Origin of the sequence: Shewanella sp. 6_MG-2023 (assembly GCF_030547195.1) — a bacterium.
Classification (GTDB): domain Bacteria; phylum Pseudomonadota; class Gammaproteobacteria; order Enterobacterales; family Shewanellaceae; genus Shewanella.
The window spans coordinates 35,558-55,747 of sequence record NZ_JAUOQU010000005.1; the positions used below are offsets into that span (position 1 = coordinate 35,558).

The 20,190-nt window shown below is 39.6% G+C and carries 21 protein-coding genes and 1 tRNA gene; 12 read left to right on the forward strand and 10 right to left on the reverse strand.

The genetic code is table 11. The features are described 5' to 3' along the window. Positions 1–102 precede the first annotated feature (102 nt). From Q4533_RS04445 to Q4533_RS04460, 4 genes are all read right to left on the reverse strand, one after another. Positions 103–1,314 (reverse strand): acyl-CoA dehydrogenase family protein, encoded by a 1,212-nt coding sequence (locus Q4533_RS04445; RefSeq protein WP_303502085.1) that lies wholly within the window; start codon positions 1,312–1,314, stop codon positions 103–105. 78 nt (positions 1,315–1,392) lie between these two features. After that, positions 1,393–2,553 carry an NADH:flavin oxidoreductase gene (locus Q4533_RS04450; RefSeq protein ID WP_303502087.1) on the reverse strand — a complete coding sequence of 387 codons (1,161 nt, stop codon included), beginning with the start codon at positions 2,551–2,553 and terminating at the stop codon, positions 1,393–1,395. A 98-nt stretch (positions 2,554–2,651) separates the two neighbouring features. Beyond that, a complete protein-coding gene (locus Q4533_RS04455) occupies positions 2,652–3,422 on the reverse strand; it encodes an SDR family oxidoreductase (RefSeq protein ID WP_102439463.1) in 771 nt (256 codons plus the stop codon). Between the two features lie 39 nt (positions 3,423–3,461). Beyond that, a complete protein-coding gene (locus Q4533_RS04460) occupies positions 3,462–4,196 on the reverse strand; it encodes a histidine phosphatase family protein (RefSeq protein WP_102439464.1) in 735 nt (244 codons plus the stop codon). A gap of 323 nt (positions 4,197–4,519) precedes the next feature. Between Q4533_RS04460 and Q4533_RS04465 the strand changes: the two genes are divergently transcribed. Next, the gene (locus tag Q4533_RS04465; protein WP_102520578.1) at positions 4,520–5,419 is read left to right on the forward strand and encodes a LysR family transcriptional regulator; all 900 of its coding nucleotides are present in this window, start codon (positions 4,520–4,522) and stop codon (positions 5,417–5,419) included. Positions 5,420–5,638: 219 nt separating this feature from the next. On the opposite strand, the gene Q4533_RS04470 is transcribed toward Q4533_RS04465, so the two are convergent. Both Q4533_RS04470 and Q4533_RS04475 read right to left on the reverse strand, forming a co-directional pair. Further along, positions 5,639–5,851, reverse strand: a complete 213-nt coding sequence (locus tag Q4533_RS04470; protein ID WP_102439466.1) for a hypothetical protein — start codon at positions 5,849–5,851, stop codon at positions 5,639–5,641. A gap of 78 nt (positions 5,852–5,929) precedes the next feature. Beyond that, positions 5,930–6,388 (reverse strand): hypothetical protein, encoded by a 459-nt coding sequence (locus Q4533_RS04475; RefSeq protein ID WP_102476786.1) that lies wholly within the window; start codon positions 6,386–6,388, stop codon positions 5,930–5,932. A gap of 271 nt (positions 6,389–6,659) precedes the next feature. On the opposite strand from Q4533_RS04475, the gene ccoN reads away from it, so the two are divergent. The 11 genes from ccoN to ttcA all read left to right on the forward strand — a co-directional run bounded on the left by ccoN (position 6,660) and on the right by ttcA (position 16,547). Continuing rightward, the gene (gene ccoN / locus Q4533_RS04480; protein WP_102439468.1) at positions 6,660–8,093 is read left to right on the forward strand and encodes a cytochrome-c oxidase, cbb3-type subunit I; all 1,434 of its coding nucleotides are present in this window, start codon (positions 6,660–6,662) and stop codon (positions 8,091–8,093) included. Positions 8,094–8,104: 11 nt separating this feature from the next. Then, positions 8,105–8,719 carry a cytochrome-c oxidase, cbb3-type subunit II gene (gene ccoO, locus Q4533_RS04485; protein ID WP_102439469.1) on the forward strand — a complete coding sequence of 205 codons (615 nt, stop codon included), beginning with the start codon at positions 8,105–8,107 and terminating at the stop codon, positions 8,717–8,719. Between the two features lie 10 nt (positions 8,720–8,729). Then, positions 8,730–8,906, forward strand: coding sequence for a cbb3-type cytochrome c oxidase subunit 3 (locus Q4533_RS04490; RefSeq protein ID WP_102439470.1), 177 nt, complete (start codon positions 8,730–8,732; stop codon positions 8,904–8,906). Further along, positions 8,906–9,862: a cytochrome-c oxidase, cbb3-type subunit III gene (gene ccoP, locus Q4533_RS04495; protein ID WP_102439471.1), complete on the forward strand. Its 957-nt coding sequence runs from the start codon at positions 8,906–8,908 to the stop codon at positions 9,860–9,862. The genes Q4533_RS04490 and ccoP overlap by 1 nt, the downstream gene beginning before the upstream one ends. 116 nt (positions 9,863–9,978) lie before the next feature. Continuing rightward, positions 9,979–10,458: a FixH family protein gene (locus tag Q4533_RS04500; protein WP_076536711.1), complete on the forward strand. Its 480-nt coding sequence runs from the start codon at positions 9,979–9,981 to the stop codon at positions 10,456–10,458. Between the two features lie 8 nt (positions 10,459–10,466). After that, the gene (locus Q4533_RS04505) at positions 10,467–12,845 is read left to right on the forward strand and encodes a heavy metal translocating P-type ATPase (protein WP_303460904.1); all 2,379 of its coding nucleotides are present in this window, start codon (positions 10,467–10,469) and stop codon (positions 12,843–12,845) included. Continuing rightward, positions 12,842–13,015: a cbb3-type cytochrome oxidase assembly protein CcoS gene (ccoS, locus tag Q4533_RS04510; protein WP_102435391.1), complete on the forward strand. Its 174-nt coding sequence runs from the start codon at positions 12,842–12,844 to the stop codon at positions 13,013–13,015. The genes Q4533_RS04505 and ccoS overlap by 4 nt, the downstream gene beginning before the upstream one ends. Beyond that, positions 13,012–13,701, forward strand: a complete 690-nt coding sequence (locus tag Q4533_RS04515; RefSeq protein ID WP_102435393.1) for a sulfite exporter TauE/SafE family protein — start codon at positions 13,012–13,014, stop codon at positions 13,699–13,701. Before ccoS ends, Q4533_RS04515 begins: the two co-directional genes overlap by 4 nt. Before the next feature lie 55 nt (positions 13,702–13,756). Beyond that, positions 13,757–14,509, forward strand: coding sequence for an electron transport transcriptional regulator EtrA (gene etrA, locus Q4533_RS04520; RefSeq protein WP_102435395.1), 753 nt, complete (start codon positions 13,757–13,759; stop codon positions 14,507–14,509). A 99-nt stretch (positions 14,510–14,608) separates the two neighbouring features. Further along, positions 14,609–15,538, forward strand: a complete 930-nt coding sequence (uspE, locus tag Q4533_RS04525) for a universal stress protein UspE (RefSeq protein ID WP_102435397.1) — start codon at positions 14,609–14,611, stop codon at positions 15,536–15,538. A gap of 70 nt (positions 15,539–15,608) precedes the next feature. Continuing rightward, on the forward strand, positions 15,609–16,547 hold the full coding sequence (gene ttcA, locus Q4533_RS04530) for a tRNA 2-thiocytidine(32) synthetase TtcA (RefSeq protein ID WP_303502089.1): 939 nt from the start codon (positions 15,609–15,611) through the stop codon (positions 16,545–16,547). Between the two features lie 92 nt (positions 16,548–16,639). On the opposite strand, the gene Q4533_RS04535 is transcribed toward ttcA, so the two are convergent. The 4 genes from Q4533_RS04535 to Q4533_RS04550 form a co-directional block, all read right to left on the reverse strand. Continuing rightward, entirely contained in the window at positions 16,640–17,275 is a 636-nt protein-coding gene (locus Q4533_RS04535; protein ID WP_198589348.1) for a DUF2987 domain-containing protein, read from the reverse strand. A gap of 3 nt (positions 17,276–17,278) precedes the next feature. Further along, positions 17,279–18,085: a glucosaminidase domain-containing protein gene (locus tag Q4533_RS04540; protein ID WP_102435401.1), complete on the reverse strand. Its 807-nt coding sequence runs from the start codon at positions 18,083–18,085 to the stop codon at positions 17,279–17,281. A gap of 203 nt (positions 18,086–18,288) precedes the next feature. Then, positions 18,289–19,482 (reverse strand): amino acid aminotransferase, encoded by a 1,194-nt coding sequence (locus Q4533_RS04545; RefSeq protein ID WP_102435403.1) that lies wholly within the window; start codon positions 19,480–19,482, stop codon positions 18,289–18,291. Between the two features lie 589 nt (positions 19,483–20,071). Further along, positions 20,072–20,157, reverse strand: a tRNA-Leu gene (locus tag Q4533_RS04550). Positions 20,158–20,190: the final 33 nt, after the last annotated feature.

The following is a 20,190-nucleotide window of genomic DNA, read 5'->3' on the forward strand; positions in this document are numbered from 1 at the left end:
GCAATTCTCTTTTAGACCACTTAGGGTCAATAGTTAACTTAATTTAGTGTCGCGAATCAAAACCACTTCACCCTTTTGATTACAGTCAGGTGATGCCAGATGTTAATTCGCTACCTTCTTAACTAAGTCACGTCCCAGTTGCATCATATGCACCTGATCGGGTCCATCAGCTAAACGTAAGGTTCGTTGCCCAGCCCAAGCATGAGCTAAAAATGTATCTTGGCTAACACCCACAGCCCCATGGCATTGGATTGCACGGTCGATGACATCAAGGGACATATTCGGGGCAACAATTTTAATCATGGCGATTAAATCTTTAGCGGCTTTATTGCCTTCGGTGTCCATTTTTTGGGCTGCTTTTAACGTCATCAATCGCGCTTGTTCAATCTGACAGGCTGACTTTGCAATATCTTCACGTACCGATTGTTGTTTTATCATCGGCTGACCAAACACAATGCGTTCACTGACACGTTTACACATTAAATCTAAAGCCCGCTGGGCGATGCCAACTGAGCGCATGCAATGATGTATCCGCCCAGGGCCTAAGCGACCTTGAGCGATTTCAAAACCTTTGCCCTCACCAACAATAATGTTTGCAACAGGTACACGGACATTGTCAAACATGACTTCAGCGTGGCCTTCTGGCGAGTCATCAAAACCAAATACCTTCATCGGCCTGACTAAAGTCACACCAGGGGTATCCATTGGTACCAGCACCTGTGACTGCTGTACGTAGCGATTGCTATTTCTTGGATCCGTTTTACCCATCACAATCATAATTTCACATTGCTTGCGGCATGCGCCACTGATATAGAATTTACGGCCATTAATGACATATTCATTACCGTCACGTTCTATACGTAATTCAATATTGGTCGCATCACTTGAAGCGACTTCTGGCTCTGTCATCGCAAAAGCTGAACGAATTTTGCCTTCCAGTAATGGTTCTAACCATTGTTTCTTTTGGGCTTCGTTACCGTAACGAGCTAATACTTCCATATTGCCAGTGTCAGGTGCAGCGCAGTTAAATACTTCAGGCGCCCACATGACTCGGCCCATTAACTCTGCCAGCGGTGCATATTCAAGGTTGGTTAACCCTGCACTATATTTGCCATAGGTAACCGGTAAAAATAAATTCCATAAGCCTTCCGCTTTTGCGATTGCCTTGAGCTCTTCCATTAAAGGAGGGGTTGACCAAGGTTCAAGTTCAACTTGTTTATGCATTGCTGCTTCGTTAGGAAAAATATGTAAATCCATAAATTTGCTGACACGTTTCATTAGCTGCTGAACTTTAGGACTGTATTCAAAATCCATTTTATTCCCCTTTCAATCTGAACATCATTTTTTGCATTACAAACAGTGCAGTACGCAGGTCATGTCGTCAGTTAACAATCAACTAAGCGACATCAGTGATTTTTTGTTAAATGGTTTAATCTCGTCTATCGCATTGGACTTAATCTTATTTACCCACTGCGGATCAACGAGTAAAGCGCGGCCAATACCCACTAAGTCAAACTCATCGTTATTTAAACGGATCAGTAATTCATCAATACCCGTTGGGTTAGATGTGCCAGAAAGATCGGCGTTACCTTCACCGATAAAGTCAGCATCTAAACCAACATTACCCACTGTAATAACGGGTTTATTGGTAAGCTTTTTAGTCCAGCCCGCTAAATTAAGATCTGAACCTTTAAACTCAGCAACCCAAAAGCGTCGGGTACTTGCGTGGAATATATCGACACCGGCATTGCTGAGTAAACATAAGAAAGTTTCTAATTCCTCAGGGGTTTGGCAAAGCTTGGCGCTATAATCTTGTTGTTTCCACTGAGAAAATCGGAAAATAATTGTAAAGTCTGCACCTACAGCTGCACGTATGGCTTTGACAATCTCAACACCGAAACGAGTGCGATTTTCAAGTGAGCCACCATATTTATCATGGCGTTGGTTGGTGCCTTCCCAGAAAAACTGATCAACTAAGTAACCATGTGCCCCATGCACTTCGATAGCATCAAATCCAATATTTTTCGCATCCAATGCTGCTTGGGCAAATGAAGCAACAACGTCATCAATATCGGCCTGAGTCATAGCGACACCATTTTCTGCGCCAGGTTTGTATAAACCAGACGGACTATGGGCAGGCGCTTCTTTATCTGGACCTATGCCTAATTTTCTGACAGACCCCACATGCCAAAGCTGAGGGGCAATTTTTCCGCCAGCGGCGTGTACTTCATCTACCACATGCTTCCATCCTGCAAGGGCCTTCTCTCCATAAATCGCGGGCACGTTTTCATAACCGTTAGCCGCTTTATGGGAAATAAAGGTACCTTCGGTAATAATTAAACCTACATCACCTTCTGCGCGGCGACGATAGTAAGCCGCAACATCTGCAGTAGGCACATAGTTTGGCGAAAAGGCACGTGTCATTGGTGCCATCACGGTTTTATTTTTTAATGACAAACTTTTGCTGCTGAAAGATTCAAATAGTTTATCGATACTATTATTGGTGTTATTCGGAGTGCTGTTGTTAGAAATAGTGCTGTTTTGACTGCTCATAATTTTTTTCCTAACACGGGTTTTTATTGGTTATTGTTTTTAGTTATTTGATGCGAATTGACTGCTATTAATAACGGCTTTTGCCATAATCTCGTTAATTAACCGATTAAATAGCCACCATCCACATTAATCGCGGTGCCTGTGGTATAGCTAGAAGCGTTAGAGACGAGATACAATACTGTGCCGGCCATTTCGTCTGGCTGCGCCACACGTTTCATTGGCACGTGATGCATCATTTGTTTGAGGATTTTAGGGTTGTCGACTAATGCCGAGGCAAATTTAGTATCTGTGCCGCCAGGTAGTAACGCATTAACTCGAATATTAAACTGAGCACATTCTTTGGCAAAAGCGTGCGTCATTGAAATTACCGCAGCTTTGGTTATCGAATATATACCTTGATAATCACCCGGGATAACGCCATTAACGGATGCCACATTGACAATAGATCCACCGCCACTTTGCTTCATCAATTTAGCGCCTTGGGTAGACATAAAGAAATAGCCACGAATGTTAACGTCGACAGTTTTTTGAAAGGCACTTAAATCAGTATCCATAATGTGGCCGAAATATGGATTAGCGGCGGCATTGTTCACTAAAATATCTAACTTGCCATGCTTTTGTGTAATAGCGGCAAACAGCGAGTCTATTTGTTCCATCTCACCAATATGACATGCAATTGCCTCTGCACTGCCGCCAGCGATAACAATGTCATCGACCACTTTATTACACGCATCAAGTTTTCGACTTGAAACGATAACATGCGCGCCGTACTGGCCTAAAAGTTTCGCAATACTTTCACCAATACCACGACTCGCGCCAGTGACTAATGCTACTTTCCCTGTTAAATCAAATAAGTTGATCTCTGCCATGCTTAATCCCTATCTATTTTTAAGTTGTTTTATGCGGCGTTATCTAAAGGTTACCCAGTCTTCTCCTGCTTGCTCTAAATGACTATAATTATTTAAATAATCGATACTTAACATCTGTTCTGAAAATAATAATTTAGTAACACTGGTATTTCTAACCTGCTGATTTATCATCAATAATTCTTTATTGGTTAATTTAAGGATATGTTGAATGATGACTGAAATTGTTCCGCCGGAAGTAAATACCAATATATCTTTTGATTTTTTTGCATTGTCATCATTAGCACTAAGCTGGCGTTTAGTGGCCAACTCTTGATCTATTATATTTTGTAGCGCACGGATGCAGCGTAACTTGAACTGCGGCCAGCTTTCTTTATATTCGTCATGTTTATCACTGAACATCCAGCGTTCTAACGCCAGTGCAAATTCTTTTTGAAAGGTTTTATTGGGGTGCTGCAATTTATTGATATCTTCACTCATCTTGGGGAAGTTTTGCCATTGAGGGTGGTGTTTTTTTAAAATATCAACATGGTCAAATTCATTAAAGCCCGAGTGAATAATCATCGGTACTGTGCTGGTTTGATAACCTTTATTAAATCCAGATAATGTTTGCCCATGGCGTAACAGATCGCCACAATAAAACTTACTTGGCTGGGCTCTTGCGCGCCAATATTCACCAAGAAGCTGTGCTTGTTGTTCACCTTTTTTTGACAGCTGATCGTAATCAGCACTTCCAAAAGAAGCTTGCCCATGTCTTATCAAATATATTGCAGCCATATAAATACTCAGTGTGATATTGGGTTTTAAGCAGCGAAACAAAAAACGTTTATTGATGCTTCAATTTGTTTATAGCTTTTAATTACCACCTGCACGTTTATTGACTAACAACTGCTGGTGGTTTAGTTACCTTTGTAATCGGGCTGTTTAAAATCGACTTGACTATGCTAAGGTTGCAACCTAGATTAAACAAATGAATAGTTCTTATACCCTACTATTTATATTTTAAATAGTTAGGCTGATAAATTTTGACCAGCGTAGGTTGAATTTTTTTGATTAAAGTTAGCAGTGTAGATTTTTAGCAAGGATGCAATGGTGTCAGCATGAAAATAGATTTAAATTTGTTTGTGGTTTTTGATGCAATTTATTGTGAGGGAAATATAACAAAGGCGGCTTCTGTACTGAATTTGTCTCAACCCGCAGTCAGTCATTCCTTAGGTAAGTTGCGTGCTCACTTTGATGATGCTTTATTTGTGCGACAAGGTAATGAAATGAGACCGACGCCGGTGGCAAAGAATGTTATTGCGGATGTGCGTGAAGCCTTACATCAGCTACAGGTTTGTTTGGTGCAATCAAGGCAGTTTGAGCCGTCAACCTCCCGTGAAAATTTTTCACTGTCATTGCATGGTTCATTAGAACCCTACTATTTACCGCCACTACAGCAAAGTTTATCTAAAGAGTCTCCGACGATAAATCTACGCAGTAATAAACGCGTAAGGCGTAGTGATTTAGAAAATAAATTAGCCAGTGGCGATATCGATTTAGCCATTGATGCACTTATTCCTGTTAGCAATAATATTTTGCATACCCAACTAGAACTAGATCAAGTGGTGGTGGTGGCACGCAAGGAGCACCCTACTATTAATAGCAGCTTAGATTTGGATACTTATTTACATCTTCAACATGTTTTAGTGTCTTCGCGCTCAACAGGGCCAGGACTTGAAGATTTTGAATTATCACGCTTAGGCTTACATCGTAAAATATCATTACGCTGCCAACATCCTTTTTCGGCATGCCGTATTATCACCAATAACGATATGTTGCTCACATTGCCTAGAAGAGCAGCTGAGATGTACAGTGAATTGTTTGATATCAACATTTATCCGATGCCTGTTGAATTGCCGGGCATTGACGTGCATTTATATTGGCATGTGAATGTCGATAAAGAGCCCGCTAATAAGTGGCTTCGTAATAAAATGATTATGGCGGCATCAAATAACTAAACTAACAATTAATTGGCCCGTTAAAAGCTTGTCAGTAACTGAACCTAGACTTAATCAATAATATTGGCTTTGATTTGAAAGTTTGATGCAAGCTGTAGTTAAGCACTGTTAACGTTTTGAGGTACCAACTCGTCATCTACTAATGAAGTTTGACATTCACTATGTCGGTAGTACTAACTTGGTTTAAAGAAGGTGATTTTAGTTTTCATAATGCTTAAATCACCCTAACTCAGAAAACATTTCTATTAAGTTGTTAGGGTTATCGGCAGGATGCTGGCAGTGTATCCGTTCTTTACAACTGAGCAGACATAATTGCCATAACTGTTGCTTTGTTTGAGTGTCTAAACTTCTAAAGTCAGCAACGCACAATTGGCCTGATTGAATTAACTTAGCAAGTTTATCGATGGATATTGAAATGTTTAATTGGGACATACTATTTTCTCAATTGATTTTTTGGTTATTATAACTAATTGAGAATGATTATCAATAAGATTCAGCCTTTATCTTTGACTATTTATTGTCAGCTAAAAAATCAAACCATGTTGATTGCGGCTTTCCGTCAATTGAATAGTTAACTAGCGCGCGCCAAACCATATAATTACTACTACAGGAACCGTAAATAGCACTACCTTTATAGTGGTTAGGATTACTGTTTTTTTCTGCAGTAAGATTTACCGGTATTACCCCCATAAACATGTCTCTTCCTTCGATTCGCATTTTTACATCAGTGACAGGGACGGAAAAGTGTAAATCAATACTCAAAGGTTTTTCACTTGGTGTGAAAACGGGGTTAATCATCAGCATAATGTCGACACTGTTAACATTTAACTTACATACCCCTTGTTGAAATTGGCACAAACTGCTGTCTATTACATCAGATGTTACTGTTTTAGTGTTTGATTGAGGATTACATCCACCTAAAAACACTATAAAAAAAGAGCCAACAATCCATTTTGTTAAAAACTGCACAACTTTTAACCTCTCGATTCATATTGATAACATTATCTTTAGGAAATTGATCTAGATCAAGTTTACACTTAGCTCACATATATCTTTTTTGACTTAGCTCAAGTATCATTGCATTGCCTCGTGATAGTTATAAAAAACATGAGGTAACACCTTGACAATAATTAAAAAAGCAACTCTAAAACAGATACTTTTTTAACCACCTGTCACCCTAAACAGGTAAAGATCTTTCTTTACTAATTTTAAAGTAAAAGTAATAAGCCGTGGAAGCATTATGATGAACCATTCCCAGCCTACAGGCGCTGATTACAATTACACCGTTGTTCGCCAATTTGCATTAACCACAGTATTGTGGGGAATCGTTGGTATGGCAGTTGGTGTATTGATTGCGGCCCAGTTAATCTGGCCACAACTAAACTTTGAAACTCCATGGTTAACGTATAGTCGTTTACGACCTTTACATACGAATGCCGTGATTTTCGCGTTTGGTACTTCAGCCCTTTTCGCAACATCCTACTATATCGTACAACGCACTTGTCAAACCAAACTGTTTGCACCTAAATTAGCTGCTTTCACGTTTTGGGGATGGCAAGCCATTATCCTCTCTGCTGCAATTACATTACCAATGGGTTTCACCTCTGGTAAAGAATATGCAGAACTTGAGTGGCCAATTGATATCGCCATTACCATTGTCTGGGTGAGTTATGCAATTGTGTTCTTTGGTACCATTATCAAACGAACAACATCGCATATTTACGTTGCAAACTGGTTCTTCGGTGCTTTCATCATTACGGTTGCAGTATTGCACATTGTTAACTCAATGGCGGTACCAGTAAGCTTATTCAAATCCTATTCAATGTATTCTGGCGCAGTAGATGCCATGGTGCAGTGGTGGTATGGCCATAACGCTGTTGGTTTCTTATTAACAGCAGGTTTCTTAGGTATGATGTACTACTTTGTACCTAAGCAAGCTGGTCGTCCGGTATATTCTTACCGTTTATCAATTGTTCACTTTTGGGCATTGATTGCGTTATATATCTGGGCAGGTCCGCATCATCTTCATTACACTGCTTTACCTGATTGGACACAAACATTGGGTATGGTGATGTCGCTAATTTTATTCGCACCTTCTTGGGGCGGTATGATTAACGGTATTATGACACTGTCTGGTGCTTGGCATAAACTGCGTACAGATCCAGTATTACGTTTCTTAGTTGTTTCATTATCTTTCTATGGTATGTCTACCTTCGAAGGACCAATGATGGCAATTAAAACCGTAAACGCACTGTCTCATTACACTGACTGGACTGTTGGTCACGTTCACTCTGGTGCGCTTGGTTGGGTTGCGATGGTTTCAATTGGTTCTTTATACCATTTAATTCCTGTGCTATTTGGTCATGGCCGTATGTACAGTACTAGCCTAGTTAACGTCCATTTCTGGTTAGCGACAATTGGTACAGTTTTATACATAGTATCAATGTGGATCTCTGGTGTGATGCAAGGTCTAATGTGGCGCGCAGTTAACTCTGACGGTACTTTGACTTATAGCTTTGTTGAAAGCTTAGAAGCATCTTATCCGTTCTACTTTGTTCGCTTTATTGGTGGTGTGTTCTTCTTAACGGGTATGTTTATCATGGCGTATAACGTGTTGCGTACCGTTAATGCCCCTAAAGACACCCTTCCAGCATTAGCTGAAGCCAAAGCATAAGGAGCAGAACGATGAAATTTAATCATGAAATAATCGAAAAAAACATCGGCCTGCTTGGTATTTTTACTGTAATCGCAATTAGTTTCGGTGGTCTAGTACAGATCACCCCTTTGCTTTTCCAAAAAGATACTACTGAACCAGTTGAAGGTTTAAAGCCGTACAATGCTTTGCAGATTGAAGGTCGTGATATTTATGTCCGTGAAGGTTGTTACAACTGTCACAGCCAAATGATCCGTCCTTTACGTGCCGAAACTGAACGTTACGGTCACTACTCTGTTGCTGGCGAATCAGTTTGGGACCACCCATTTCAGTGGGGGTCTAAACGTACTGGTCCTGACTTAGCCCGTGTTGGCGGTCGTTACAGTGATAAATGGCATGAAGTGCATTTAATCGACCCACGTAGTGTAGTGCCTCAATCTAATATGCCTGCTTACCCTTGGTTAGCAGATACCAAATTAGATGGAAAACTAACGGGCAATAAAATGCAAATCTTAAGTAATTTCCACCCGGATCATAATTTGTATACCGCGGAAGAAATTGCAGGTGCTGAAGCTGCTGTTAAAGGCAAAACTGAACTTGAAGCGTTAATTGCTTATCTTCAGTCTTTAGGTCATGCACTGAAATAAGGAGGCAGTTATGGATTATGGAACATTACAAGGCATTCTAACCATTATTGTTATGGTGGTATTTGCCGGTATTTTCTATTGGGCTTATAGCTCAAAAAGCAAAGCCAAATTTGATGAAGCTGCTAATCTGATTTTTTCTGAAGAAGAAATCGCGACACGCGCTAATAATTCAGGAGATAATAAGTAATGAGTATCTTTTGGAACGTTTGGATTATTTTTCCAACATTATTAGTTATCGCCGGTTGTTTTTTCCTGCTTAGAGCTTGCTCTAAGAACAACACAGGAATTGATGAAGGGGAATCAATGGGTCATAGCTTTGACGGCATTGAAGAACTCAATAACCCACTACCAAAGTGGTGGTCTTATATGTTCTACATCAGTATCGTGTTTGGTTTGATTTATCTAGCACTTTACCCCGGTCTTGGCAGCTATCAAGGGCTATTTGGTTGGACAAGTTCGAACCAAAGTGTTCGTTCAATCGAAGAGTCTAAAGCAGCGGTTGAGTTAGCTACTGCAGAGCAACGCCTTTCTCAGTACGATCGTGAAGTCGCAAGTGCTGACAAGCAATACGGCCCTATCTTTGCTGCTTATTTAGCTACGCCAATTGAAGAGCTAGTTAAAGACGAAGAGGCACTTAAAGTTGGTGGGCGTTTATTCCTACAAAACTGTGCTCAATGTCATGGTTCGGATGCTCGCGGTAGTGTTGGCTTCCCAGATTTAACCGATGGTAATTGGTTATATGGTGGCGATCCTGCAACTATTAAGACAACGCTGATGAATGGTCGTAACGGCATGATGCCTCCTAAAGGCGGATTACCCATCGAAGATAGTGAAATTCGTGGCTTAGCTGAATACGTGTTTAAACTATCAGGACGTGATCATGACGCTACGTTAGCAGCTCAAGGTCAAGGTTCATTCATGAAAGGCTGTTTTGCTTGTCATGGTATGGATGGCACTGGTAATAAGTTTATGGGCGCACCTAATTTAACTGATGATGCTTGGTTATATGGCGGAAGCCGTTTACAAGTTATGCAATCAATTGCAAATGGTCGTTCAGGTGTTATGCCAGCGTGGAAAGATATCCTAGGTGAAGAAAAAGTTCATGTAGTATCTGCATACGTTTATAGCTTATCAAACAAATAGTTACAGCTTGATAACAAAAAAGGCCTCGTTTAAACGAGGCCTTTTTTTTAAGTGATTATTAATGGTTTTCAGGTTAAAATAGATTAATAATAAAAGTTAATAATTAGGACCGTTTTATGTCTGCTCCTCTTCCCTGGTATAAGCACTTTTGGCCTTGGTTTATCGTTGTTCTTCTTTTTGTTGTTGTCCTTAAAAGCATGGTTGCGATGAGTATCGCCATTGATAATGCTGACTCCTTGGTTTCAGATGATTATTACAAAGAAGGCAAAGCCATCAATATGGATTTGCGTAAAATTAAGCAAGCTAAAAACTTAGGCATGCAATACTTAATTGAAGTTGACGATCACGAACTTAAAATATCTCAACATGGCGGTCCTGCATACCAAGCCGTATTGAAAGTCAGTTTTATTCACCCAACCCTTGAAGAAAAAGATTTCAACATTAATGCCACTGCTGATGGCAACGGCACATATCGAATTGGTTTATCAGAAGCGATTTCTGGGCCATGGAATGTCCGACTTGAAGGCTTTGATGCAAGCTGGAGAATCCAGCAACGTATTGAAATTCATGATGATGTCGAATACTGGTTGAATTAATATATATAATGCAAAACTGCTATCACTGTAATGAACCTGTTTTAACTGGCAATGAATTCACCACTTTTATCGACAACCAAGATCAGCTTATGTGCTGTCCTGGTTGTCAGGCGGTTTCACAAGCTATTATTGATTCAGGTCTGGCGAGTTATTACCAATATCGAAGTGAACCGGGTAGCAAACAAACTGCCCTGGTCCCAGCTGAATTAGCGCAATACTCAGCTTATGATATCCCTGAAGTTCAACAAGACCTTACCCACAAAGTTGATGGTATCAATACCATTTCAGTTTCGATTGACGGTATAACCTGTGCGGCATGCGCATGGTTAATTGAACATAAGCTAAAACAATTAGCGGGTATTACTAACATAAGCGTAAATTCTACCACGCAGCGCGCTTTAGTTAGTTGGCATGAAGAGTCACTGAAACTCAGTGAAATTCTTGCGGCGATAAGCCGTATTGGCTACCAGGCTGCGCCTTATCAAGTGGATGAGCAAGAAAAGCAAAGTAAAACAGAAGGCCGAAAGTTTTTATTACGCTTAGGCTTAGCTGGTTTTGCTACCATGCAAGTGATGATGTTTGCATTGGCCTTGTACTCTGATTACTTCACCCTCCAAGATACTCAAATGCGCGATTACTTTCGCTGGGTCAGTATGACCTTGGCCGCGCCAGTGGTATTTTATTCTGCTCAGCCTTTTTATTTCAGCGCCATAAGAAGTTTACTTAGCGGTAAACTCAATATGGACTTATCGGTATCAATTGCAATCGCCGGAGCTTATATTGCCAGTTGTTTTGCAACGATTAATGGCAATGGAGAAGTGTATTTTGAATCTGTCTCCATGTTTACTTTCTTCCTATTACTTGGCCGCTATTTTGAACAAAAAGCCAAACAAACTGCATCCGTCAATTCAAGTAATCTTCATAAACTGGTGCCATTAACAGCTCATTTAAAACTTGATGGTGATATTTCAGAAATACCTGCCAAGCGATTAAAATTAGGCGATATCATCCTTGTTAGACCGGGCGATATCGTTGCCGCTGATGGGGATATTATTGAAGGGAAATCGGGTCTTAATGAATCAATGCTCACAGGTGAGCAAATGCCTCTCATTAAAACCATTAATGACAGTGTATTTGCTGGCACAATTAATATTGATCAAGCCCTGACGGTAAAAGTCACCGCTTTAGGACAAGATCAACTCGTCGCTGAAATTATTCGCTTGCAAGAAGTGGCTTCAAACACCAAACCTGCTATTGCGAAACTGGCTGATAGGTTAGCGCGTTATTTTTCAGGTACGATTTTAGCAATTGCGTCGTTAACCTATGTGGTGTGGTTACAAATTTCACCAGAAGATGCATTTTGGGTGACATTATCGGTATTAGTGGCAACCTGTCCTTGTGCCCTCGCCCTTGCTACGCCAACTGCGATTACTTGCGCGACGGCTATTTTTACCAAACTGGGTATAATCACCCGAAAAGCTGGGGTATTTGAAAAACTGCCTCGTATCAACCATGTCGTATTCGATAAAACCGGTACCTTAACTTGCGGCACTATTTCACTTGAAAGTATTGTATTAACCGATAGCCAAAATGAACAAACCGTTTTAGCCTATGCCGCCGCATTAGAAACTGGCTCACTTCACCCAATTGCCAGTGCATTTAAAGCCCATGCTCACAGTGATATTTGTGCCACCGACATACAGCATCACGTTGGCTTAGGCATATCAGGTAACATTAATACTGATGTCGTTAAAATTGGTAATGCTGAATTTGTGGGAGTCGATGCCAATCAGTGCAACGGCAAACTGTTGTGGTTGTCTGTGAATGGCATTATTACAGCCTGTTTTTCCCTAAAGGATGCTCTCAGGGTAGATAGTCTAGAAACCATAAAACAACTTCAACATCAAAATATCGATGTTAGTATTGCTAGTGGTGACTGTGCCAGCCATGTGAACGCTATCGCGCAGCAGCTTAATGTTAAAAATAGTTATGCAGGACTTAACCCTAAAGATAAACTAGATTTGATAAACAAATTACAACAAACACAAGATGTGGCAATGTTTGGAGATGGCATTAATGATGCTCCCGTTTTAGCCGGAGCCAATTTATCCGTCGCGATGGGAAGTGGCAGCGCTATCGCTAAAAATAGTGCTGATTTGATTTTACTTGGTGATCAACTATCTAAGTTTAATCAAGCAATTACAGTTTCAAAGTTAACAAATAAAATAATAAAACAAAACTTAATTTGGGCGTTTGCTTACAATGTCATTATTCTACCGCTAGCGGTTACCGGTCATGTAGTACCGTATATTGCAGCGATTGGAATGTCAGTTAGTTCGATTATTGTCGTATCTAACAGCTTACGCTTACTCAGGATAAAAATATGAGTATCATCTACGTACTAATTCCTATCGCAATGCTATTTGTTGCAATTGCTGTTGCCATCTTCTTTTGGGCAGTCAAAAGTGAACAATTCGACGATTTAGACCGTCAAAGTGTTTCTATTTTATTTGATGAAGATAAACCAAGTGAAACAGAATCAGAGAAAAAGAATTGATTGAATACAATGTATGGGGTGCTTTTTTAGTTGGATTAATGGGTGCGGCACATTGCTTTGGCATGTGTGGTGGTTTAGTTGGCGCATTTGCATCTAACTTACCCAATACAGCATCAAATCAGCTCGCCAATCAGTTAAGTTTTTTATTAAGCTACAATCTAGGCAGGATACTCAGTTATACCCTAGCTGGTGCATTAGCTGGAGCCAGTACCGCAGCCTTAGGTTATATGTTTGACCTTGATAACTATCTTATCGGCCTGCGTATTTTTGCTGGCATTATGATGATAGCCACAGGGCTTTACATCGCCCAGCTTTGGTTTGGTATCGTGCAAATCGAAAAAGTGGGCAAAATGTTATGGCGTTTTTTAAAGCCATTGGCTAACAAATTGTTACCCATTAAACATAAACATCAAGCCGTCATGGCTGGTATAATATGGGGTTGGTTACCATGCGGTTTAGTCTATAGCACCTTAACTTGGGCTGTTGCGGCTGGTAATGCCCTTGATGGCGCCTTAATCATGTTAGCTTTTGGTTTAGGTACATTGCCCGCGTTACTCAGTGCCGGTGTAGCGGCGAAAACGTTAGCTCAATGGGTACAAAAAAAGCAGGTCCGAATGATAAGTGGGATCTTGATTGTAGTATTTGGGCTACAAACTATATATATCGCCATCATGCAGCTAAACTAGCTGTAACTTTGTTATTAGTTTAACATGGCTAAGTAGTAATTAATTGAGAGTACATATGCCTATAGACCCAACTAAACAACTTCGAGCATCAACCGGAGGTTGTGCGATACATTGTCATGATTGCAGTATGGAATCATTATGTATCCCCTTCTCGCTTAATAACAACGAGTTAGATAGACTCGATGAGATTATTGAGCGTAAAAAGCCAGTGCAAAAAGGTGACCAAATATTTAAGTCTGGTGATCCTCTCAAGTCTTTATTTGCTATTCGATCTGGCACAATTAAAAGCTACACCATCACAGAGCAAGGCGATGAACAAATCACTGGCTTTCATTTAGCTGGTGACGTTATCGGCTTTGATGGTATTCATTCTCAAATTCATCAGAGTTTTGCCCAAGCATTAGAAACTGCAATGGTATGTGAAATACCGTTTGATACTTTAGATACCTTAGCGGGCAGTATGCCAAAACTTAGACAACAGATAATGCGTCTCATGAGTAATGAGATCATGAGCGATCAAGAAATGATTTTGTTGTTATCTAAAAAGAATGCCGAAGAACGCCTAGCCGCATTTATCAGCAATCTGGCTAACCGTTTTGGTAGCCGCGGTTTCTCACCTCATGAATTTAGATTAACCATGACCCGTGGTGATATTGGTAATTACCTTGGGCTAACAGTTGAAACAATTAGCCGCTTACTTGGCCGTTTTCAAAAGTCAGGCTTTATTGAAGTTAAAGGCAAATACATCACTATTGTTGATCATAAAGCACTGAGTCAGTTAGCGGGTAATTCGCGGATTGCAACCTAGGCCTAACAACTTTTCAAAGTTTGATCTCTCTCAAAGTATTTTATGGCAATAACAGTGATAGTTAATTAACAGAGTTTAACATTTTAGCTTGGAGGTTTTATGAAGGATTATAATAAGATACTCGTTGTCATAAACCCTATGACAGATCATCAACCTGCGTTAGCTAGAGCTGTTGAGCTAGCGAGTAAGTCCAACGCAACTATCACTGCATTTCTCACTATTTTTGACTTCTCCTACGAGATGACATCAATTTTATCCAGTAATGAGCGTGAAGCTATGCGTCAAGGCGTTATAGCTCAACGTGAAACTTGGTTAAATGAAGCCATCGAAAGTTATACTAAGACTGGAATGTCTATTGATGCGAAAGTAGTTTGGCACAATCGCCCATTTGAAAGTGTTATTAAATACGCTATCGATGAACAATTTGATTTGTTGGTCAAAAGCACCCACGAGCACGATAAACTCAAATCAATTATTTTCACCCCTACTGATTGGCATTTATTACGTAAAGCGCCTATTCCTGTTCTTATGGTTAAAGAACACGATTGGCCAGTAGCAGGTAATATTGTTTGCGCAATAAATGTAGCGTCTGAAGATGAAGATCATCAGACTCTTAATACCAAAGTTATTAAAAACGCCTTAAATTTAGCCGATAAGTTTTCAGCTAAAGTGCATTTAGTTAATGGCTATCCAGGTACCCCTGTCAATTTAGCCATAGAATTGCCAGAGTTTGATGCCGCAAGTTATAACGACACGGTCCGAATGCAGCATGAACAACGGATCCAATCTATCGCCCATAGCTTTGATATTCCATTAGAAAATTGCCATGTTGAAGAAGGTCTGCCTGAAGATATTATTCCTGAATTAGCCACAAAGTTAGACGCTGAGTTAGTTATTTTAGGTACAGTGGGTCGTACAGGTTTTTCTGCCGCACTAATTGGTAATACAGCAGAACATGTTATTGATAGCATTAACTGTGATCTACTCGCTATCAAGCCAGATGGGTATAAGTCACCTCTAGAAGAGTAAATCCTTTACCCTAAGGCAGAATGCTGGAATAATACGCGCCCTGAAACAAATGGTTACTGGGCGCTTTTTTATGTCGCAAATGCAACAACAAAACAAACTACAATTGGATCGTCAAAATAAGCTCGAAAAAAAGCTCCGCCATGAAGTTGGTCGTGCTATCGGCGATTATCAAATGATTGAAGAAGGTGACATTGTTATGTGTTGCCTTTCAGGCGGCAAAGACAGTTATGCCATGCTTGATATTTTATTAAATTTACAAAAACGTGCCCCGATTTCTTTTGAAGTTGTCGCGGTAAATTTAGATCAAAAGCAACCTGGGTTTCCAGAAGATATTCTACCTACCTATTTAGATAGTTTAAAAGTGGCCTACCATATCTTAGAAAAAGACACCTACTCGATAGTCAAAGATAAGATCCCTGAAGGTAAAACCACTTGCTCTTTATGTTCTCGCCTTCGTAGAGGAACCCTATATGGTTTCGCACAGCGGATCGGAGCCACTAAAATTGCCTTAGGTCACCACCGTGATGACATCATTGAAACATTATTCTTAAATATGTTCTTTGGTGGCAAGATGAAAGCAATGCCACCAAAATTACTTTCGGATGATGGGGCTAACATGGTGATCCGTCCATTAGCTTACTGTAAAGAAAAAGACATCGCTGAATACGCAGAATTGAAACAGTTCCCGATTATTCCATGTAACCTTTGCGGATCACAAGAAAATTTAAAACGTGGTGCAGTTAAAGACATGCTAAAACAGTGGGATGTGGATTTCCCTGGTAGAATCGAATCCATCTTCACGGCGATGCAAAATACCTCGCCGTCACAAGGTGTTGATCGTAACCAATTTGATTTCTTATCACTTGAAAGAAATGCTGCCGCACCTATGTCTGGCGCTGTGGCTGAATCAGAGCTACCTGCATTTGATTTTCTTGATATGAGTAACAACGGCCATATTAATCTTGATGCTGCAGCAAGAATTGATGTTGTGAGTACCTACAAGCCGTAATCACATAACGTTCGATTATACAGCACTTTAATAAGTGCTGTAGATATACAAAAGCCCTCTATTGAGGGCTTTTTCAATCTATCTAAAAAGTTTTACTCGACAAACGGGCTAATGACTGCAGGAGTAACAGAAAAAGAAATCTCATTTAATTCATTGAGTGTAAAGTTAGCCAATTGTAGCGGCTCACTAATAAGCTGCTGTTTATTATCAATGCTAACAGTTACCGGATAGTCAGTATCGTTAAAACTGAATGTAACACCAGATATTGGCTTTCTAAAATACTTCATTGGAAAACCTTGCTGGCCATCCAATAACGCATCCATATCATCTTTTACCGCAAGTATTTGCTGCTGATTATATGATTTAAGCTGTTGCTTCGCCCTCACCTGCATTGCTATGCCACATCCTGTGGGATCACCCTTCATGGTTAAGTTAATTAAACCGCGATCAGATTTTAACTGAGCATCATAAGGTAAAAAAAGCCGCTGCTGCTCATTAAAAGTTAATGGATATTGGTTTTTCTCAGTACTGATATCCCCGCTTAAAATAGTGCAAGCTTGAGTTTTAGGCACACTAAACACAATTTCAACTAACTGATAGTTGGCTTTGTTGACCTGCTTTAATCTTTCGTAAAAACCGGCATAAGGAATAGATACCGTATCGGCAATTGAAAAAAAGCTTACCGAGAAAGCCACTGTAGCCATTGCTAATCTTGTTGTTATTTTCATTAACTATAATCCAGCTAAATAATTTTTATTATGACGCATCATTTGAAGTAATTCGTCGATATATTCATGTTTACGTTCTGAGTAATGTAACAGGCCAAAGACCAATTCTTCTGCAGTGGGCTCAATATCTTGGGCTCTTAGATCCGCCCTGATTGAACGTAATAAATGGTAAGCCGAATTAGTATTCAAATTAAGCAGGTATGCAGCTATTGAGTCCTCTGGGGTATCAAACGATGCAACTTCATGATTAAGCCCTGGGGTTCTTGATTGCGGCACTAAACCACAGCCTTTAGAAAAGCACCATTGCCCAAAATAATTATTACCTTCTGTAGCGAAACGAGAGCTGCCCCAACCAGTTTCATTGGCGGCTTGAATTAGTACCATTTTAACTGGCAAGGTATCGACGCGTTCAAGTAACGGTGTCAGAGTGATTAAATCAAACTTTTTTACTTGATATCGATATTTTTGAGTTAGCTTTTGCAATTTAAAAATATCAGCATCAGTAAGCGGTTGCCCATTACGAAGGTTATTGAGAATAACAATTAAAAATTTTCTTTCTGCACTAATAATTGCATTTTGATGTTTGACTGCAGGCGTCATGTAATCAAAAAACGTTTGTTTCTTAGTTGGGATATCTGAAATGCTCGAAAAATCTGGCACTTGATTTGAAAGCTGTGGGTTTTCTTTTATATCAGGAGTGGTTATCAAGATTTGTTCAATCGTTGGTACTAGCCAAGCTCTGATAAAAAACATAACAATGATGACCCCCGCTAAAGCAAGGGTAAACTTTCCAATTCTACCTGTTTTCAATTAAAAGCCTTTATGTAATTTTTTTAGTGATTATACCGAGATTTGCACGTAATAGAAGGTATGACTTAAAGCGATTAATCGCTATTTTAACAGACTGAAATATTTCAATAATAGAGATTAAAAATGGACTACCTTAAGCGCTTTTATATCAAGTTTAGATAACTGATTAAGTAAAAATAATGGGCCTTTAAGGCCCATTATCGTTAAAGCACCTGTGCAATCGCTTTACAAATCACAGGGATATTTTGTTTTGTCATTCCTGCAACGCTAATACGACCTGAGCCTACAATATAAACACCAAACTCTTCTTTTAAACGAGTTACTTGTTGCTTATTTAAACCAGAAAAACTAAACATACCGTTTTGACGTGATATAAAGCTAAAGTCTTGTGATACGCCTTCTTGCTTTAAGGTATCTACAAATAAGGTTCTCATTTCTGCGATACGTTGACGCATAGCACTAAGCTCTGATTCCCATTCTTTACGTAAGCCATCATCAGATAAAATGGTACTCACAATTAAGCCACCATGAGCTGGAGGGTTTGAGTAACTCGCACGGATAGTCTTTTTGATTTGGCTAAAACTTTTTTGTGCTACAACTTCTGTTTCAGCAACAACGGTTACTGCACCGATACGCTCATTATAAAGACCGAAGTTTTTTGAGAATGAGTTAGCGACTAATAATTCAGGCACTTTGGCAGCTACAGCACGTAACCCTTGTGCATCTTCTTCAATGCCGGCGCCGAAGCCTTGATAAGCAAAATCAAATAAAGGAACCAATTGCTTGTCGCTACATAGTTGACCGATGATTTGCCACTGCTCAATAGTCAAATCAATGCCTGTAGGGTTATGACAGCAGCCATGTAAAAGCACCATGTCACCAGCTTGCGCAGTATTTAGATCGGTGACCATAGCATCGAAATCCATGTCATGTGTTTCAGCTTTGTAATAACCGTATTCTTTTATCTCTAAACCAGCAGTTTGAAAAATATTTTGATGGTTTGCCCATGTCGGGTTACTCACCCATAAGATATTTGAGTCAGTGTTGTTTACTAAAAACTCAGCTGCAACTCGTAAAGAACCTGTTCCGCCAGGTGCTTGGGCGGTAAATGCTCTTTTGTCACGAATGATGGCACTGTCTTTACCAAATAATAAGCTTTGAACCACTTGGTTATAACGCTCCACACCTTCAATTCCAAGATAGTTCTTTGTTTTCTCAGTCTCTAATAAAATGGCTTCAGCTTTTTTTACCGATGTCAGTACAGGAGTTTGACCTGCTTCGTCTTTGTAGATCCCAACACCTAAGTTAACTTTGTCTGTACGAGTATCTTTTTTAAAGGCATCGGTTAAACCTAAGATAGGATCTGCTGGCGCTTGAGGGATTTGAGAAAATATCATTACATCTTTCCTACTATTGAAGTGAACAACTTTTTTCTATTTATACCATTGTATGACTTTAGGAAGTAGTCACAAAAGACATTCTGGTAATAATTAGATCACAGTTTGAAGATTCATTAAAAATATTCCCATAAAACCAAATATTCTTGATAAAAAGAACTCTAACTTAGTTCATGGTTCAGTATTGTGTGTTTTTTATTTCAGATAGTCTTAATTGAGTACATCGAATAAAGAAAGACCAGCTAAAGTTTAACTGATGTTGTCTATTTAAAAACGACGAGGGATTATGAGTAATATGTTTTATTAAAATAAATTTTGGATACAAAAAAGCCCCAACTAATATTGAGGCTTTTTTGCACCATACTTACGTATGTAAGTTCTCATCATTGCTAAGCAAAGACTAAGAATAATGGTACCCGAGGCCAGACTTGAACTGGCACGCCTATTTAAAAACGACGAGGGATTATGAGTAATAAGTTTTATTTAAACAAATTTCAGATACAAAAAAGCCCCAACTAATGTTGAGGCTTTTTTGCACCATACTTACGTATGTAAGTTCTCATCATTGCTAAGCAAAGACTAAGAATAATGGTACCCGAGGCCAGACTTGAACTGGCACGCCTATTAAGCGAGGGATTTTAAATCCCTTGTGTCTACCGATTCCACCACTCGGGCAAAAGTGTCATTTAATTGTTAATTTAACAACTA

Excerpts from the sequence above, each read along its gene's own strand:
- Q4533_RS04445 (WP_303502085.1), bottom strand. The coding sequence starts at position 1,314 with ATGGATTTTGAATACAGTCCTAAAGTTCAGCAGCTAATGAAACGTGTC.
- Q4533_RS04450 (WP_303502087.1), bottom strand. The coding sequence starts at position 2,553 with ATGAGCAGTCAAAACAGCACTATTTCTAACAACAGCACTCCGAATAAC.
- Q4533_RS04455 (WP_102439463.1), bottom strand. The coding sequence starts at position 3,422 with ATGGCAGAGATCAACTTATTTGATTTAACAGGGAAAGTAGCATTAGTC.
- Q4533_RS04460 (WP_102439464.1), bottom strand. The coding sequence starts at position 4,196 with ATGGCTGCAATATATTTGATAAGACATGGGCAAGCTTCTTTTGGAAGT.
- Q4533_RS04465 (WP_102520578.1), top strand. The coding sequence starts at position 4,520 with ATGAAAATAGATTTAAATTTGTTTGTGGTTTTTGATGCAATTTATTGT.
- Q4533_RS04470 (WP_102439466.1), bottom strand. The coding sequence starts at position 5,851 with ATGTCCCAATTAAACATTTCAATATCCATCGATAAACTTGCTAAGTTA.
- ccoN (WP_102439468.1), top strand. The coding sequence starts at position 6,660 with ATGATGAACCATTCCCAGCCTACAGGCGCTGATTACAATTACACCGTT.
- ccoO (WP_102439469.1), top strand. The coding sequence starts at position 8,105 with ATGAAATTTAATCATGAAATAATCGAAAAAAACATCGGCCTGCTTGGT.
- Q4533_RS04490 (WP_102439470.1), top strand. The coding sequence starts at position 8,730 with ATGGATTATGGAACATTACAAGGCATTCTAACCATTATTGTTATGGTG.
- ccoP (WP_102439471.1), top strand. The coding sequence starts at position 8,906 with ATGAGTATCTTTTGGAACGTTTGGATTATTTTTCCAACATTATTAGTT.
- Q4533_RS04500 (WP_076536711.1), top strand. The coding sequence starts at position 9,979 with ATGTCTGCTCCTCTTCCCTGGTATAAGCACTTTTGGCCTTGGTTTATC.
- Q4533_RS04505 (WP_303460904.1), top strand. The coding sequence starts at position 10,467 with ATGCAAAACTGCTATCACTGTAATGAACCTGTTTTAACTGGCAATGAA.
- ccoS (WP_102435391.1), top strand. The coding sequence starts at position 12,842 with ATGAGTATCATCTACGTACTAATTCCTATCGCAATGCTATTTGTTGCA.
- etrA (WP_102435395.1), top strand. The coding sequence starts at position 13,757 with ATGCCTATAGACCCAACTAAACAACTTCGAGCATCAACCGGAGGTTGT.
- uspE (WP_102435397.1), top strand. The coding sequence starts at position 14,609 with ATGAAGGATTATAATAAGATACTCGTTGTCATAAACCCTATGACAGAT.
- ttcA (WP_303502089.1), top strand. The coding sequence starts at position 15,609 with ATGTCGCAAATGCAACAACAAAACAAACTACAATTGGATCGTCAAAAT.
- Q4533_RS04535 (WP_198589348.1), bottom strand. The coding sequence starts at position 17,275 with ATGAAAATAACAACAAGATTAGCAATGGCTACAGTGGCTTTCTCGGTA.
- Q4533_RS04545 (WP_102435403.1), bottom strand. The coding sequence starts at position 19,482 with ATGATATTTTCTCAAATCCCTCAAGCGCCAGCAGATCCTATCTTAGGT.